The sequence below is a fragment of the Ectobacillus sp. OTK genome (genome assembly GCF_059698935.1).
Genome location: NZ_AP048547.1, coordinates 2794810 through 2808719, shown reverse-complemented (window position 1 = coordinate 2808719; position 13910 = coordinate 2794810). Strand labels below are relative to the sequence as shown.

Sequence of the window (13910 nt, the reverse complement as noted above, 5' to 3'; positions counted from 1 at the left end):
ATACATATGAGGCTAAAATTAGTCGCTCTGAGTGAGGAATCTTTTATCGATGGATGTGTAGAGGCAATTTTACAGAATAATGTAAGTCATACGCATGTCTTAGCGCGTGACGGAGAGCAATTTATGTATTTTATCACTACTGGGCCCTGCACATTCAATACAGTGATACCAGGTAAGAAGTCGCTTGAAATTGAATGCATATTTGATGCAGAAGGGGTTTTGAGCTTTCGCGAGGAATCCGATGATCCTGAGGTAGTAAGAAAAAGTTTTATTAACTTTGTAGCGATGATGAAAAGTGTTCAAGCGATATAAGAAAAACCGCCCTGAAAAGCGGTTTTTATACTTCAAACTTTATCTAATTATTTCTTTGTATTTCCAATAATCCTCTTTACAATTTTCTTACCAATTTCTTTCCCTAATCTCTCTTCTTGCTTCTTGTCTTGCAGGTAGTCTCTTTGTTTTTTTGGAATTTCAAAATAGCTTAAGCTTACATTCTTATTGTTAAATTCGGAAGACACTACGTTAATCAACATTATCTCCACCTCTCAAATAATTTTGGAAGAACAAGTAGTTCAATTCCGGTTTAAAATAATGCTTGCGCTTGATCCAGATAAATCCATCCCCTTTAGAAATAACAGCTACATCGATAGGACCGCCTACTGTCTCTGCATCAATTGTAACTTTTCTTTTGAAAGATGTTAAATTCACTAAAGCTTCCGCCATAGCGGCTAATTCTTCCTTAGGCAACACATCTACAATTTCCAATACAGGGTTTATATATTTTTCTTGTTGTATCTTACGTATTTCTTCTTGAAAGAATTCTAGTGCGGATTTGCCAATTTCTTTAATTCCAGCCTCTTGTTCAGCAGAAAATAACATATTCAGCTTATTTTCCAGTATTGAAGGGAATGTATCAAATACTTGAGACAAGATGTCTAACATGGTGTTATTCAAGTATGGATCAACACCTCTAAGAAAAGCGTCCACCATCTCTTTCTGTGCAAAAGCCCTTACTGATGACGTTGTTTTTCCGTTACCCTGCTCTGCTCCAATTAGTGTAGCTGAACTATCTTTCTTTTTTAACTTTCGGCAGAATATGCCCTCTACTTCGTATTCATATAGCGCCGGAAATATCTCACTTTCTCCGAAGCCTGCTATGACAATTCCTGTTGTGGCATCAGAGAAAAAATCCTTGGTAAATATATTCCCAGCCATCTCTTGTATCAGTTGGATCGTCTCTTCTTTCAGCGGAATGTTAATTTGGTGTTCAACGACTTTATTAATCACACTTGCGTGAGCTGTAATAAATTCTTCTATAGATTCCTCCTTAAATCCTTCTACAAATTCGATTCCATTTAAGCGTAACAAAAGGTCCTTCACTTTCTCAGCAATTAATTCTTCCACCTCATCTTCAGATGGCTCTTGCATATGGAATTTTTCGTAAATGTCCTCATTTACACTATGTAGTAACTCTGTCAAATATGTATTGAATATCCTTAGCACTAGTCGAGATTCAGACAGCGGACTAACAAACCTTGGATCGGATTTAAGAAAGTCAAAAAATTCATTACAATAATCAATTAACTCATTCCGTTTAGTGTCACCAATAACTTCTCTAAATTCTTTTATTATTGTTTCCCAAGGAACACCCATAAACTCAGCATTCCCATAAACCATGATTCCAACTGGATGACGCTTTGATAATGCAAATAATTTATTTGCTGAATTATAAACTTTTTGAGTGCCACCTGCTCCTATAGTCACTGCGCTATCTGCAGCTAAGGCTACTCCGGTCCTGTTTAAAATGCCTATTTCTGCTGTCATATATGCACCTCATTTAATATATTGAAATGTAATTTATTCAAATTTCAATTTTCGACATCTTAAACAAAATACCTTCTCGGCAATAAAAAAAACCGCCCCGAAAGGAGCGGCTTCGTTCATTTACTTCGCTTCACCAAACACATCCGTATAGCCTTTTGCACCTAAATCAATAACAAGCAGCCGCGCTTGGGCAAGTGTGACACCATCCACAACTACGCGGTACGGATCATTGTCAGATGGTCCACCATCACGAGGTGTTTTCCATTGTCCTTCTGCATTTTTAAATCCTTGTGCACCTAGTTCAATGACGAGCGCTCGTGCTTGGGCATGAGTAATTTCATCGATAACCACACGATACGGCCAATCTTCTGGCTTCGGGTTCACATCTACATACTCGGCATCTGCGGTACGATACTTTCCATCATGGCATTTGAGCATTCTCCCGCCATTTACGCACAGCTCCTCCACGATGATGAATTTATCCCCAGCATTGCTCGTTCCGGCACATACATCCCAACGTGGCGTGTCATAGTACCAAAGCCCATCCTCTTTTACAGTAAGTTTTTTCCCGACATACTCACTGTTCGGCACAAGATTCACAATAGCCGGTGTTGAAAGTACAGGCAATTTATACGGTACATTTCCGTTGTCTGTACCGTAGCCTTTATGATTCCATTGCATATGAGGCGAATCCACGAATCCTTTCCAGTCTCCACCCCATTCAAAGCCAAGTTGCTTTGCATAGTTCACAGCAGAAAGAAATGGTTCCTTTTTATATAGCGAATAGTCCGGTTTCCCGTTGACCATCGGTACAAAGTCAAATGCTTGTCCGACGATGTGATAGGACTTCAGCGTTTTCGATGCTCCTTGTGCTAAGAGCTCCTTTTGGCGTGCTAAAGTGCGGAGTGTTTCTGTTACATACACATCAATTTGACGGTCCAGACAGAATTGGTACCAAAGAAAAGCAGCCGCCCTTGTATGTGGTGCCAGCTGCATCAAACGTTCAATATTGCGCTCATGCCATTTTGGTTGCCAAGTCATTGCACATCCTCTCCTTTCCCTTTCGCTTCATGGTCTGTCCAAAATCCCAAAAGAACACCAACTGAAAATACAACTTCTTGCCAAAAGTCTAGCTCATCTTTAAAATGCAAAAGATTATAATGAGTTGCAATTAAGCCAGCCAATGAAAAAAGCGCAACTATGGTTTTCCAGTTGCGTAGCCGTTTAGCAATATTTTCTTTTGTGAGTTTCATGTTTAATTCAGCTCCTCTCACTTTAGGTAATTTAAGATACTAAATAAAATAAGGACTATCAAAGATAGTCCTGAAATTCCTAATGAAATATTTGATTTTTTATCCGCCTTTAATTCTTCTATAGCTTTTTCATTCTGTTTCGCAAGCTGTAATGCCGCATTCGCTGTATCCCCTGCTTTCGACACTTGTTCTTTTACATCTGAAAGAGCTTCTAATTTCCCATCAATACGTATAAGCCATTCCCGTACTTCTTGAATGCTGTCTCGAAAATCTTTGCTTTCGTTTGTCATGATCACCTCTCCCTTCCAAATAAAAAAGAGAGCTGTGCAGCTCCCTTCAAAAAGTATCTATGCAATAAAAAAGAGCGACCTAAGTCGCTCCTTGGATTACTACAACATGGTGTTTTCGTACGAAATACGGGACTTCCCTTCTAATCTTCGTCTTCAGCCTCATTATCGTCTTCAAAATCAAAATCTTTAATATCATCAGCGGATTTAGCAATATAACCCGGATATTTTCTCTCTATCTTTCCAGCGCAGGATGCACAGTAGAGACTACCCTCTTCTTGTTCAAAATAATATGTTTTTTCACCTGGATAGAAATCTCGACATTCACAACCGTCTCCGTTACAATAAGCCATATTTCTCATCCCCCTCGTAAATTTGTAAGCTTATCTTACCATATTTTAAAGGGGACACGATAGAAGCCGTATTTTGTTAAAAAATTATTTATGCTCTAGGGTATGAGAGACTACCCCTAAAATTAGCCCCTGCCCCACTTGCTATGCTGTTTGTAATAGGTGTTACCATTACGTCACCCGCACTGTTAATTTCTAATAGCGAACGTTCCTTATAACCAACATTGTCTTTTAGCCAAATATCATCATAAAGGTATGCAGCAGGTTTTAACCCTGTCGGCAAAGTAAACAATGTAATTCTAGTACCTGCCGTAGTACTTGGTACATTACATGAAAAACTTAGAGTTACCATGTTATTACTATCAACATTCCCTTTTAAGGTCGTCACAGTGTTAGAACCTGTATTTGTTACATCCGTTGTTCCGTATGTGCGATAGCCATCGACGAACGTCCCGAAAACACTCATTAATGATGTTGGAATGTTGTTACTTCCATCAAAAATAAACATGCCGATGGTTGGTTCTATATTGCAAAGTCGGTTAACTGTAGTATTTAGACCTTCTATATAAGTACCGCTCACTTTCACTTTACAATTAGTAATACCTGTGTCGATATAAAAAGTGGTGACTGTTGCGTTGTTAACAGTGTACCTTAAAATAATATTTGAGTGGGTAATTCTAACCAGTGCATTTGATGTTATCTTGTATGCTATCGCTATATTACTGCAATTACAATTTGTCATGACTGTTTCAGAATTGACAATCATAAACACAGTGTCCGTAAAAAAGCTGTTACATATAGAACCATTCCAACCATGAACTTCATGGAACCAGTTGACACCTGATTGATGATCGATATGCGTTTTATAGCTCACAGTGATAATATCATTGAACCAGTTATCTTGTTCGTTAATTTTTAAAGCAACACAATTTTCTGTACCCGCAAGAATGGAATTTCTTCTACATCTAATTTTCTCAAACGTAAGCTGGTTTGACGCAATCGAACCTTTTCGTACGTATATTTCCGCAACGATTGAGTTAATAGCGTTGATACTTTCAAATGTGCTATCTGTTATCGTTGACACATTTAAACCATAATTCGATTTTGCATTACCATCTAATGAAAGGTTTGCGATTTTTAACCCTGCAATACGTGTGGTGCTTTCAATTTTAATAATGGAATCCATAAGTTGTGTTGCTTTAATGGTGGCATTATTAAAATCTACTCGTATCGGGAAATCAATAGTTAAAGGTTGTGAGACACTATAAACCTTACCGTTTTCCCCAGACAAGATTTTATTATTTGCTTTACAATCAGCAATGGCATTTTGTAAAGCTACTGTATAATCCGCTTCCCCAACTGTGAAATACATGTCAGGTGTAACAAAAACTGATAGATTCCCAATTTGGTCGGAGAGTATTTTGTCTTTCGTATTTTTAAATCCCATCAGCGCAACACCTCGCCTTTATACGTGCTCGTAGCAGTGATTGTCAGCTCTTTAAAAGGTGTCGTGAATACGCCTTCGTACGATTCGCCAGCATCAAGTTCAGCTGTTTCGTCGTTAATTGTGAAACTTAAGCTCGCTGTGCCGTTGTTCACAATATTTATCCCGCGCACTGGGACATCATATGTAAATGTCTGATTCCCAGTTCCTTGAAAAAACTTATGATGATTGAGCATACTTATCCTCCTTTCAAAATAGAAAAAGAAGCGTTAATTCGCTTCTGGTGTTAGTTCATTTATTGGCTCAACCCGCTTAATATCAATCCGTGAAAAAATCATATCGCCGATTAAGACTGTATGGACATCGTTGTTATTAAGTTGTTCATTTAGCACTTCTGGTTCGTATACGTCTACAGTCAACTCGAATTCCTTACCACTATGCGTGAGCACTTTTACATTCATTAGAACGTTCCTCCGATTCTACTTTGAATAAAAAGCCGTGAAATAATATTCGCATTAATTCGAGCAAGTTCATCCGGGAAAATTTCAACTTTATGCCATTGACCTCTTCTCACTTTTCCAGAACTGTCTTTTGACAAGTACGGGATGATATTAAAGTCATTGATTGAAGTTGCTGTCAGTCCTGGAATTTCTTGACCATCCACTTTAACAACGACTGAAGAAGCTGACTCGTTTAGTTCATAAATTCCAAAATCCATCTCATGAATATGATCAGGCAGTGTAACCTGATGGGAGTGATCTGGAATTGTCACTTGATGGGTGTGAGCAGGTGTTGAAACTTGATGAGTATGAGCTGGCACACTGAATTGATGAGTATGTGCAGGAACAGTAATGTCATGAGTGTGGTTTCCATCTGCTTCAAATGTGTACATGTTTCCATCAACAGCAGACTCAACATTGATTGCCACTGCGATATTTTCCTCTTTTAAATACGTGTAATACTCTCGCTTTGTCAGAGTTGTAGGTGTTGGACTTCCCACATTAAACAACTTATGATAATGGTTTCCACCGGCAGGAGTTGAGGTTGTTGTTCCTCCTCCTGATTCAGTTGAAGTGCTCACTCCTCCTCCTGAAGAGCTTGTCTGAGTGCTTGCCCCTCCTGATGAACTTGTCGCTGTTGTCCCTCCACCACTTGTGCTTGTCGCTGTTGTTCCTCCGCCGCCTTTTGTCGCTCTCTCATAAGCTCTAAACGCCTCTGTCTCATAGGAAAGAGTCATCGTATTGATATTCACCAAGTCAGAAGGAAGGTAAAACTTAATAATAGCAGGATGGGTAGCATCGCAGTTGTCATTGTAATTATGACTATCTATGTTGGTTGCCCCCTGCGCATACGTTTCATTGATTTTCTGCCTACGTTCCAAGTCAGCTTGTGTTGTACCAAGGTCTTCAAGCAAATCTCCAATTTCTAAATTCATATCATACGGATTGCCCTTTGTGTCCGGTTTCGATTTCTTTTTCACGCGCTGGAGTTCCACTATGCCCAAATCATCATCATAAATACGTACAAGTTTGCCAACTTCATATTTTTCAAGCTTGTAGGGATCAATCAACTCATAGTCCAGTGCTTCAACAAAATAAGTTGCCTTGGGTCGCTTGTTCTTATCTAAGATTGCTTTCCCTGAATTAAAAAGGGCATCTGCATTCTCAAAGCGACGATCTACCCAAATATAAGGATGTAATCCATATTCCTCGATGAACTCTGGCTCTGCATCAATGTAAGGTAATCCTGTTGGGTTCACCTTCATGATATTCAACTGATTAACCCCTTCGCCATAACCAAGCGGATAGATACGGGTAATAATACCCGTTGGATCTTCAATTTTCTTAATCCCATTCAGGTTCTTTCGATAACGTAGCTCCCCTGTAATTTCATCCGTTACCTTCACAAGATTTAATGTCCACGGATAGGAGCTATCGTCCCATGTCCATTGATATTCTTCATCAAACGGATTTGGTACGCTGAATAAAGCAGTAATCAGGTTCTCATGCTCCCATGAATAGTGAAAGTACTTTGTGAATTCCACGGTACCAAGCTGCCAATGCGGCGTTTCCTGTTTACTCAGGATGTAGACGAGAACATCTCTGGTTACATAATTAGAAAGTTGATGATACGAAAAAAGCACGTCATCCAGCAAAGTTGCTAGTACGTGCTCACATTTGTAGGTAATCGTTTTTTCTTCTTCATTTCTAACCGTTTCAGTCGGGATGATGCGGAACAGACCGATACGTTTTTCTCCATCGAAAATTTCCACACGATCGAACGCTGAGATTTCATTATTTTTCGGATCGTCAAACGGCAGTGAAAAAGCAGCCGTCCAAATTTCGTTGAATGACTGATCATAAGGAACAGAAAAAGCATTCTCAAGGAACGCTTTCAGTTTCATATTTTTATCGTAGACTTTTATATGTTGCATGGTATCGCCTCACTTCTCATCATAGCGACCGAATGAATGCTGCGATTTTAGGTGCTATGATTTGATGCCCTAATGCATTGAGGTGCAATTTGTCTGGAGCATACAAATCTGTAATAGCAGTGCTTCGGAAGTTGATACCACTACCACTAAATAGATCAAGATGTGGAATAGAATAGTATGCAGCAACCTCTGCTTCTATCTCAGCAATTTGTGTTAAATCATATCCATCATTGCGAGGAAGCGGCAAGATGATACCTATTTTTGCGCCTGGATACTTTTCAGTGAGTCCATTATATAGCAAGTGACAAGCACCATAAAATGTAGTGCCTATACGATCTCCGAAGCTGCCGATAGGAATTTGTATGTCATTGTGCCCACCGAATACAGTAATGAGCTGAGCATTGTTGTCCATGTTAGGATAACGCTCAACAAAAGAGTCAGTTCTTCCTGAGCGTATACCATAGCTCGTACCGCCTACACCATAATTTCGGAACGTTTTAATGCCGAGTATTTCCATTACATACTCATGGTAAAACTTTGTTGTGAAGCTTGTATTTACTGTGATAGAGTCGCCTAAGCCATTCCAAATAATATCTTCAAAACCAGTAATAGGAGTATTCAGTACGTTACTTGGATTTAAACCGTTCGACATTACAAACACCTCCTTATACTGTCAGATAGATCGAGCAGTAATAACTTCTTTCAGCAGAACTTAAATTTTTAATGTACAGCCGCTCTCTCGGCGCGACTACTTTAATTTGTTCCCAGCCGCCGCGTTGCTGCGAGAACTGTGCAAACGTGTTAGCAAGTTGAAAAGCCCTATTCGTTTTCGAATACGGCTGTCGTTGTAATTCAAAATCGTGATTCGTTGAAGCACTTTCCTGCACTGCCAATGTCAGCCCTGTGTATCCGTCACAATCGACATATGTTAAACCAGGTGGATCTATTCTGACTGTTGCACCTGCTGCAACAGTAATGAGAATATCTTCAGCAACAACCTTCAAAGGATTGCGAACATATACATCTGAAGCATAACGACCATTTCCTAAGTCTGTTACCGTCTGTGGTTTATAGGAATCTCCAGAAGGTTCATATCCTTGCGGCACCGGATTACCGTTGAAGTCTGTGGTAATTGTCTTTGTATTGTATGCCATTGTTTTACCTCCTTATAAGAATTTATGGTACCAATGAAACTTAACATCTGCACCAATATCTGGAGCTTCAAAATACAAGGTATTGTCTCCCGGTATTAAATTAAAGAAGTCTCCAGTGTACTTAGAAAGTAAATTCGTTTTACCTGTCTGTGTTTCAAACTGTGCAGGGAAGGAAGGAGACAGGAACAATGTATCCTCTTCAAGCACATATTTGTATACAGTGAAAGTCTTTGAATCTATTACAATAGTCTCATTCGCTGCTGTTGTCTCATTTATTTGAATCCATTTTCTTGATTCAAGATGAGTGATTTTTACGTTAGCAAATGCACCTGTCATGGTTATTATTAGTGAAGTTTCTAAATAACTACTATTCTTCAATACAACTGATTGACCACTTACATTAAATGTAAATCCATTAATGTTATCGCCATATGCATTAAATTCTGCATACTTGTAAGGGTCATAAGCAATGAATGGAAGTCTGAACTGCGCGCCCCTTAATAACCTACTAAGTGGAATAGAACCGCTATATCTTACGCTCATCCACTTTTCTGGCTCGTCTCCGAATCTGATTTTTACAGTTCTTGGCGTTCCATCAGGATTTATTAACAGTTTAATAAGTAGCTCTGCTTTCTGTTTTAGTTCTGTATGTCCTGTTAGTCCTTTATACGTACATTGCAAAGCAAGGGGGCGGGGTTGCATATATGCGCCCATGTCCCTTGCTCCATGAATTCCAGGTATTACAATTGTCCTATCCCTTGTTGGAGGAAGGAGAGGCTCATCGGAATCAAGAGTGATTATGAGTCCTAAGTCTTGAAGTAGTACATCATCTAACCATACGTTGCTCTCACTCATCGATTTCCCCTCCTTCTCTTTGCTGATTGTGCGTATTCGTATGCCTCTCTCATCATTCTCTTCACATCATAATCGCCTTGAATCACTATGTTTGCACCTTCAAACATACGTTCAAGGTTTACAGTTTCAGAAGCAACTTGATTTCTTGCGCTGTTAGCAGGGAGGGACACTCCATACGTACCAGTAACTGCCGCAGTTTGAACATTATATCCAAGCTGAATATTCGATAAATCCGGCTTCATCCAATCTGTCATCGCTGCTACAGTTCCCATTACAGATTGCTTCATTCCTTCAATACCTTTAATCCATCCGAGAATCATGTTCTCACCAATCATGTCTCTCATCCATGTAGAAGGAGAATGAATGCCGAGCATGCTCATCATTGTCTCTTTTACTCCACCTGCAACCTCCTGAATCTTGCTGATTACCGACCCTGCCATCGAGCCGATACCGTCAATCAAACCTTGGATGATATTTACTCCAATGCTAGACAGGTCAAGACCATTTAATGGTTCCGTGATAGTGTTAATGACATCATTCGATATGGCGCTTGCCAATCCCCAAATCATTTGTAAAATACCTTCAATTAAAGCATCAAGTATTTGAACACCCGCAGCAATAATTTGAGGTAAGTTATCAATGATTGCTTCCGCAATTGTTCTAATCAGTTCGAGTGCAGCTGCAATTAATTGAGGTAACACTTGAATAATGCCATCGATCAGAGCATTTAGAATTTCAATCCCTGCAGCAATGATTTGAGGTAAATTGTCAATCAGCGCATTTACAATTGCATCAATTAACTGAATCGCCGCATCTATTAATTGAGGTAGAATCTGAATAATCCCCTCTATTAGAGACATTAAAATTTTGATTCCTGCATCTATAAGTAGAGGTAAATTTTGAACGATTAAATTGACTAATTCGGTAATAATCGTAACAGCAAGCTGAATGAGCTGAGGAAGCATTTGAATAATTCCATTTATTAATGCCACCAAAATTTGAATGCCCGCATTAATAATAAGAGGTAAATACTGAACAAATGCATTCAAAAGGAAAGTTATCAACTGCAAGACAGCATTCACAATCATAGGCAGATTTTGAACAATCCCATTTATAAGCATTGTCAGAATTTGAACTCCTGCCTGAATTAATTGCGGCAGTGCAGTGCCGATGAATGTGATGAAGTTCTGAATGATTGTATTCACGACTTCCATAATCATAGGCAAATTACTCTGTATTCCTTCCACAATTGCAGGAAGATAACGAGCAGCAGCCATAATAATTGAAGGAAGTCCGCCTAGCAAAGCTCCAATAATCATAGGTGCTATCTTTGTAAATACTTCAGCTAACCCACTAAAGTCACCACTAAATGCATCTTTAATCGCTGCTCCGAACTGCTTGAATCCTTCAATAAATTTTTGTATGAATGGTTGTAAGAATCCAAATACAGCAATTGCAGTTTCTTTGATTGCATTCCATGCGCCGATAACAGTGTTGCGGAAGGTTTCATTGGTTTTATAGAAGTAAATAAAAATTCCTATAAGAGCAAGGATTGCTGCAATAGTTAAGCCTACTGGACTAACTAAGAAAGCAAGAGCTCTTCCAAGCATTGTGGTTTTGTCTCCTGCTTTTTTCATAATATCGCCGACAACTCCAACAGCATCAGTTATTTTGAAGAATGCAGCACTCGCAACCATTGAAGCGCCCACAAACATTGTGAGAGTTGCTATTGTGCTACCGAGTGCAGGATTTGCTTGGAGTAGCCCTGCAACAAAACCTGTAATACCCTCTAATGCAGCAAGAGCAGCTTGCCCAAATGGAGCAAAAGCAAACGCAAGCTCTTTGATAATAGAAATAATGTTACCTATTACTGATAACATAACAGGACCATTTGTTTTTATATATTGTATAAACGTTTCAAATGCTGTCGATTTCCCTAAGCCTTCCGCCCATGTGGCGAAAGCTTTGCTCATATTGACTAATCCTTTTTCCATCTGTACCGCGATTGGATCAAATGCAATTATAAGAGCCATGATTCCTCTCATTACATTTCCGAATATCATTCCAAAGTTTATTGTCCTGTCATAAGCTGTCTCACCCAAAAATGTGAAAAAATCTTTAACTGGTTGTGCATTTAAACCTTGATTGAACATGTCCAACAGTTTGCTAAAAGCTGCTGCTGTTTCGCTAATTGTTGGTTTGAGTGGCTCTAATACACCTCGTAGAGCAATAAGAGAACCACTAAATATATCCAGCACAGGGTTTTCAAACTCTTTTGCAAAGCTACCCCAAAAGCTTTTAAAGTCCTGTAAATTCTTCACTGCTTCTCTTTGTTTATCACTTAAACCCGCGTAAGCTGCCTCTAACTCCTTCAAAGCCTTTTCCTTTTCTTTTTCGGTTGTCGCTTCATTGAGCTTTTTCTGCGCTTCCTCAACGCTCTTTTGTGTTTCAAATATCTTGCCGAGTGTAGGTATCGCCACAGCACCAAAAGTAGCCACTCCCGCTCCTGCTGCAGCGAATGAACCCCCTAAGGCGACTGCACTAGCTCCTAACGCTGCTATCATAGGAATAACAGAAGGGGCCATCAGTGTTCCTGCACCGATGAGCCCCCCTTTAAAGCTGCTGAATACTCCCAACTGCGTACGAACTGCAGCCATTTTTCGTGAGAAGTCCGAGATATCAGCTCCTATTCTGGCTATCATATCAAAGCCCATTTACTTCCCTCCCTTCACAGAAGAAAAATCAATTTGATTGAGCCACTCTTGCTGCTGTTTAGCTTCTTCAACTTTCTGAGCAAAAGCTCTTGCTCTGTCAGCTTCGGACATAGATGCTTTCTCTCTGTCAAAGAAATCAAGAACAGTCATGTTCTTCTTGTCACTGTGATATGCTTTTCTCATCATGAGAGCTTTCACTGCTTCAAATTCTAAATTATCAAGTCTTTTTTCTTCATTCGCCTGCATGAGAAGATAAAATTCTCTGGGAGTGTACTTCATAACTTGGTGTGGTTCCAAGTCCAGATAGCGATATCCATCCATGATTGCTTGGTCTACATCTATTCGCTTAACAACATCTCGAACTGCAGTTTTGTCTTCTCGTCCTTCATCATTTTCGCTACTGTCTTCTTGTAGAAAAAACTGTTACAAATAATGTCATTGCCGATTTTCACCATGGCATCAACATCTAACTCACCTTTTTCGAACAACATCTCAATTTCTTTTTCAATTATCTTGAGAGGAAAATTCTTTTCTGTATGAAATAGTGAAGCATAGATAATATTCACAAACGTATTTACATCACCAGTAATAGCTTTAGCCACCAAATGCAAAGCTCCACCTTCATGTAAAGCGTTCAAATGTTTAACACTGGCAAATGTAATTTTCAACTCATATTCATTTCCTTGTACTGTAAAACGTTCCATGATATCACTCCTCAGCTATAGTCAAATAAAAAAAGAGCCGAAGCTCTTTATATTAAGCAGGTGCTCCTGCTGGAATTGTTGTTAATGTTACTTCTGTTAATGTGCCATCAAGTGTAGCTTCTAAGGAATAAGTAACATACTCGCCATTTCCTTCAGATTGCTCAAACTTAGAAACAGCATATAAGCCCCATTTCGCAACTTTCGTTTTCTTATTGATGCGATAAATACGAATAAGTGTTTCATCATCCATGGCAGTTTCAATTGCATCAATGGCAGTATCTCCTTCGGTGAATACACCTTCAAGAGAGAGAGTTGTGCTGTCTGTTCCATCATAGGAAACGCCGCTGCGGTCTTTTGTTTGTAATTCAAGAAGCCCTTTTTTTCTTGCAAAGCTCCCGCCTGTTTGGTTGAAAATACGAATTAAAGCACCTGCACCATCACCATCAGGGTCGACTGCATAGATAATATCTTTACCTCTTACTTCTGGCATTCAACTCACTCCTCATAATAATTTTGTGTTTCAAATATCATCGTGATCTGTGCTGTGTAGTCAGCAATAATGTTGGTACTGATACGAGAAAAATGGAGCACCTTCCCTGTTTCTGTTCCGTCCTCATTCAATATAGGAACGCAGTACCCATTCTTTCGGATGGAATCGGCAATCTCTTCTGCTTTCAATAAAGCGGCAGTGTCGGAATACATGCGGCACAGTACACGCTGCGTGTATAAATTAGAAAAAGCGTCTTTGGAAAAGTCATCATCGTTCGTTGAAGGTGGCGGGAAGTACATAGATGGAATTTCGATGTTATCTGGAATTTTCTCTGTATAGAGCTTTACGGACCATTGCTTATAACAATACGCCTGCACAGAACCTAATAGTTGTTCTAACAT

Annotated in this window: 19 protein-coding genes; 1 reads left to right on the top strand and 18 read right to left on the bottom strand. The window is 39.4% G+C overall.

The window, feature by feature from the left end:
- Positions 1 to 6: 6 nt before the first annotated feature.
- A complete protein-coding gene (locus AC6HZ4_RS14105) occupies positions 7 to 312 on the top strand; it encodes a hypothetical protein (protein ID WP_497490193.1) in 306 nt (101 codons plus the stop codon).
- A 47-nt stretch (positions 313 to 359) separates the two neighbouring features.
- On the opposite strand, the gene AC6HZ4_RS14100 is transcribed toward AC6HZ4_RS14105, so the two are convergent.
- The 18 genes from AC6HZ4_RS14100 to AC6HZ4_RS14015 form a co-directional block, all read right to left on the bottom strand.
- Positions 360 to 533, bottom strand: a complete 174-nt coding sequence (locus AC6HZ4_RS14100; RefSeq protein ID WP_497490192.1) for a hypothetical protein — start codon at positions 531 to 533, stop codon at positions 360 to 362.
- Entirely contained in the window at positions 523 to 1824 is a 1302-nt protein-coding gene (locus tag AC6HZ4_RS14095) for a hypothetical protein (RefSeq protein ID WP_497490191.1), read from the bottom strand. Before AC6HZ4_RS14095 ends, AC6HZ4_RS14100 begins: the two co-directional genes overlap by 11 nt.
- A gap of 120 nt (positions 1825 to 1944) precedes the next feature.
- Positions 1945 to 2865, bottom strand: a complete 921-nt coding sequence (locus AC6HZ4_RS14090) for a M15 family metallopeptidase (protein ID WP_497490190.1) — start codon at positions 2863 to 2865, stop codon at positions 1945 to 1947.
- Positions 2862 to 3077 carry a hypothetical protein gene (locus tag AC6HZ4_RS14085; RefSeq protein WP_497490189.1) on the bottom strand — a complete coding sequence of 72 codons (216 nt, stop codon included), beginning with the start codon at positions 3075 to 3077 and terminating at the stop codon, positions 2862 to 2864. The genes AC6HZ4_RS14090 and AC6HZ4_RS14085 overlap by 4 nt, the downstream gene beginning before the upstream one ends.
- A 17-nt stretch (positions 3078 to 3094) precedes the next feature.
- Positions 3095 to 3367 carry a hemolysin XhlA family protein gene (locus AC6HZ4_RS14080; RefSeq protein WP_497490188.1) on the bottom strand — a complete coding sequence of 91 codons (273 nt, stop codon included), beginning with the start codon at positions 3365 to 3367 and terminating at the stop codon, positions 3095 to 3097.
- Positions 3368 to 3507: 140 nt separating this feature from the next.
- A complete protein-coding gene (locus tag AC6HZ4_RS14075) occupies positions 3508 to 3717 on the bottom strand; it encodes a hypothetical protein (protein WP_497490187.1) in 210 nt (69 codons plus the stop codon).
- A gap of 88 nt (positions 3718 to 3805) precedes the next feature.
- A complete protein-coding gene (locus tag AC6HZ4_RS14070) occupies positions 3806 to 5161 on the bottom strand; it encodes a hypothetical protein (RefSeq protein ID WP_497490186.1) in 1356 nt (451 codons plus the stop codon).
- Positions 5161 to 5394, bottom strand: coding sequence for a hypothetical protein (locus AC6HZ4_RS14065; protein ID WP_497490185.1), 234 nt, complete (start codon positions 5392 to 5394; stop codon positions 5161 to 5163). Before AC6HZ4_RS14065 ends, AC6HZ4_RS14070 begins: the two co-directional genes overlap by 1 nt.
- Before the next feature lie 33 nt (positions 5395 to 5427).
- Positions 5428 to 5619, bottom strand: coding sequence for a hypothetical protein (locus AC6HZ4_RS14060; protein ID WP_497490184.1), 192 nt, complete (start codon positions 5617 to 5619; stop codon positions 5428 to 5430).
- Positions 5619 to 7592, bottom strand: a complete 1974-nt coding sequence (locus AC6HZ4_RS14055; RefSeq protein ID WP_497490183.1) for a phage tail spike protein — start codon at positions 7590 to 7592, stop codon at positions 5619 to 5621. The genes AC6HZ4_RS14060 and AC6HZ4_RS14055 overlap by 1 nt, the downstream gene beginning before the upstream one ends.
- A 19-nt stretch (positions 7593 to 7611) precedes the next feature.
- Positions 7612 to 8244 (bottom strand): SGNH/GDSL hydrolase family protein, encoded by a 633-nt coding sequence (locus tag AC6HZ4_RS14050; protein WP_497490182.1) that lies wholly within the window; start codon positions 8242 to 8244, stop codon positions 7612 to 7614.
- A 13-nt stretch (positions 8245 to 8257) separates the two neighbouring features.
- The gene (locus AC6HZ4_RS14045) at positions 8258 to 8746 is read right to left on the bottom strand and encodes a hypothetical protein (RefSeq protein ID WP_497490181.1); all 489 of its coding nucleotides are present in this window, start codon (positions 8744 to 8746) and stop codon (positions 8258 to 8260) included.
- A gap of 12 nt (positions 8747 to 8758) precedes the next feature.
- A complete protein-coding gene (locus tag AC6HZ4_RS14040; RefSeq protein WP_497490180.1) occupies positions 8759 to 9601 on the bottom strand; it encodes a phage tail domain-containing protein in 843 nt (280 codons plus the stop codon).
- Entirely contained in the window at positions 9598 to 12315 is a 2718-nt protein-coding gene (locus AC6HZ4_RS14035; protein ID WP_497490179.1) for a phage tail protein, read from the bottom strand. The genes AC6HZ4_RS14040 and AC6HZ4_RS14035 overlap by 4 nt, the downstream gene beginning before the upstream one ends.
- A complete protein-coding gene (locus tag AC6HZ4_RS14030) occupies positions 12316 to 12636 on the bottom strand; it encodes a hypothetical protein (RefSeq protein WP_497490178.1) in 321 nt (106 codons plus the stop codon).
- A gap of 17 nt (positions 12637 to 12653) precedes the next feature.
- Complete coding sequence (locus AC6HZ4_RS14025; RefSeq protein ID WP_497490177.1) at positions 12654 to 13019, bottom strand: tail assembly chaperone; 366 nt, start codon at positions 13017 to 13019, stop codon at positions 12654 to 12656.
- 52 nt (positions 13020 to 13071) lie between these two features.
- Positions 13072 to 13509 (bottom strand): phage major tail protein, TP901-1 family, encoded by a 438-nt coding sequence (locus AC6HZ4_RS14020; protein WP_497490176.1) that lies wholly within the window; start codon positions 13507 to 13509, stop codon positions 13072 to 13074.
- Positions 13510 to 13514: 5 nt separating this feature from the next.
- On the bottom strand, positions 13515 to 13910 hold the full coding sequence (locus AC6HZ4_RS14015; RefSeq protein WP_497490175.1) for a hypothetical protein: 396 nt from the start codon (positions 13908 to 13910) through the stop codon (positions 13515 to 13517).

What these genes read in the sequence shown, in the direction of transcription:
- AC6HZ4_RS14015 (WP_497490175.1), bottom strand. Translation starts at nt 13,910, where the DNA reads ATGTTAGAACAACTATTAGGTTCTGTGCAGGCGTATTGTTATAAGCAA.
- AC6HZ4_RS14055 (WP_497490183.1), bottom strand. Translation starts at nt 7,592, where the DNA reads ATGCAACATATAAAAGTCTACGATAAAAATATGAAACTGAAAGCGTTC.
- AC6HZ4_RS14065 (WP_497490185.1), bottom strand. Translation starts at nt 5,394, where the DNA reads ATGCTCAATCATCATAAGTTTTTTCAAGGAACTGGGAATCAGACATTT.
- AC6HZ4_RS14090 (WP_497490190.1), bottom strand. Translation starts at nt 2,865, where the DNA reads ATGACTTGGCAACCAAAATGGCATGAGCGCAATATTGAACGTTTGATG.
- AC6HZ4_RS14100 (WP_497490192.1), bottom strand. Translation starts at nt 533, where the DNA reads ATGTTGATTAACGTAGTGTCTTCCGAATTTAACAATAAGAATGTAAGC.
- AC6HZ4_RS14060 (WP_497490184.1), bottom strand. Translation starts at nt 5,619, where the DNA reads ATGAATGTAAAAGTGCTCACGCATAGTGGTAAGGAATTCGAGTTGACT.
- AC6HZ4_RS14075 (WP_497490187.1), bottom strand. Translation starts at nt 3,717, where the DNA reads ATGGCTTATTGTAACGGAGACGGTTGTGAATGTCGAGATTTCTATCCA.
- AC6HZ4_RS14030 (WP_497490178.1), bottom strand. Translation starts at nt 12,636, where the DNA reads ATGGATGGATATCGCTATCTGGACTTGGAACCACACCAAGTTATGAAG.
- AC6HZ4_RS14105 (WP_497490193.1), top strand. Translation starts at nt 7, where the DNA reads ATGAGGCTAAAATTAGTCGCTCTGAGTGAGGAATCTTTTATCGATGGA.
- AC6HZ4_RS14080 (WP_497490188.1), bottom strand. Translation starts at nt 3,367, where the DNA reads ATGACAAACGAAAGCAAAGATTTTCGAGACAGCATTCAAGAAGTACGG.
- AC6HZ4_RS14020 (WP_497490176.1), bottom strand. Translation starts at nt 13,509, where the DNA reads ATGCCAGAAGTAAGAGGTAAAGATATTATCTATGCAGTCGACCCTGAT.
- AC6HZ4_RS14085 (WP_497490189.1), bottom strand. Translation starts at nt 3,077, where the DNA reads ATGAAACTCACAAAAGAAAATATTGCTAAACGGCTACGCAACTGGAAA.
- AC6HZ4_RS14070 (WP_497490186.1), bottom strand. Translation starts at nt 5,161, where the DNA reads ATGGGATTTAAAAATACGAAAGACAAAATACTCTCCGACCAAATTGGG.
- AC6HZ4_RS14035 (WP_497490179.1), bottom strand. Translation starts at nt 12,315, where the DNA reads ATGGGCTTTGATATGATAGCCAGAATAGGAGCTGATATCTCGGACTTC.
- AC6HZ4_RS14040 (WP_497490180.1), bottom strand. Translation starts at nt 9,601, where the DNA reads ATGAGTGAGAGCAACGTATGGTTAGATGATGTACTACTTCAAGACTTA.
- AC6HZ4_RS14025 (WP_497490177.1), bottom strand. Translation starts at nt 13,019, where the DNA reads ATGGAACGTTTTACAGTACAAGGAAATGAATATGAGTTGAAAATTACA.
- AC6HZ4_RS14095 (WP_497490191.1), bottom strand. Translation starts at nt 1,824, where the DNA reads ATGACAGCAGAAATAGGCATTTTAAACAGGACCGGAGTAGCCTTAGCT.
- AC6HZ4_RS14050 (WP_497490182.1), bottom strand. Translation starts at nt 8,244, where the DNA reads ATGTCGAACGGTTTAAATCCAAGTAACGTACTGAATACTCCTATTACT.
- AC6HZ4_RS14045 (WP_497490181.1), bottom strand. Translation starts at nt 8,746, where the DNA reads ATGGCATACAATACAAAGACAATTACCACAGACTTCAACGGTAATCCG.